This window comes from uncultured Alistipes sp. (genome assembly GCF_910580175.1).
In the GTDB taxonomy this organism is placed as follows: Bacteria; Bacteroidota; Bacteroidia; order Bacteroidales; family Rikenellaceae; genus Alistipes.
In genome coordinates, this window is the sequence record NZ_CAJTXD010000009.1 from 998 (window position 1) to 1,569 (window position 572).

At 54.9% G+C, this 572-nt stretch carries 1 protein-coding gene and 1 pseudogene (1 of these 2 cut by a window edge); both read right to left on the reverse strand.

Going from position 1 to position 572, the window contains the following annotated elements; genetic code table 11:
* A pseudogene (locus QZ298_RS08545) lies at positions 1-68 on the reverse strand (tail fiber protein); it reaches 916 nt to the left of the window's first position.
* A complete protein-coding gene (locus tag QZ298_RS08550) occupies positions 68-556 on the reverse strand; it encodes a hypothetical protein (RefSeq protein ID WP_296008093.1) in 489 nt (162 codons plus the stop codon). The pseudogene QZ298_RS08545 and the gene QZ298_RS08550 overlap by 1 nt, the downstream one beginning before the upstream one ends.
* Positions 557-572: the final 16 nt, after the last annotated feature.

Genomic DNA, 572 nt, shown 5'->3' on the forward strand with positions numbered 1-572 from the left:
AATGTCTCCGCATCAATGGGGAAATCCTTGTTCCCCTGCGTCAGATAATGGCCTAATGTCGTTTTCATTAGAAATAACTTATTGCGAATCGTTTTGAAACCAATTTGTAGGTATTGACCACTGCCTTGAGTCGGGATTCATCTAATCCGCGCATCTCCAAGGGGATATTGATGGCGAAATCGTATCCGCTGACGCCGCCAAAGCCTCGGCGGTTGATTAGAAGCATCGTCCCCGCATCGCGATGCGGGACAAGCATACCCTGTGCCTCCTCCCGGAGCCACACGAACAATACGCCGACGTACTGCGCGGTGTCGGTAACGGTGATGCGACGCAGCTCCGGGTCGAATGTGTCGTTCAACACCGCGCGCAGGTAGCATACCTGCCCGTTGTGGCCGAGGCGGTAGGCTGCGTCCTGGCGGAAAATCATGAACCGCGTGTGCAGATAGCTCAGCGGGGTCAATACTGCGTAGAGTAGCGACGTCATAAGCGGTCGCCGCAGGAACGTGGGGAGAAGGAGCAGCCCGAGGCGCTTGATATTGACATCATACGCGCTCATAAGCCTTCATCGTAAG

Bases quoted from the DNA above. Each gene is read 5' to 3' on its own strand.
- QZ298_RS08550 (WP_296008093.1), bottom strand. From the start codon at position 556: ATGAGCGCGTATGATGTCAATATCAAGCGCCTCGGGCTGCTCCTTCTC.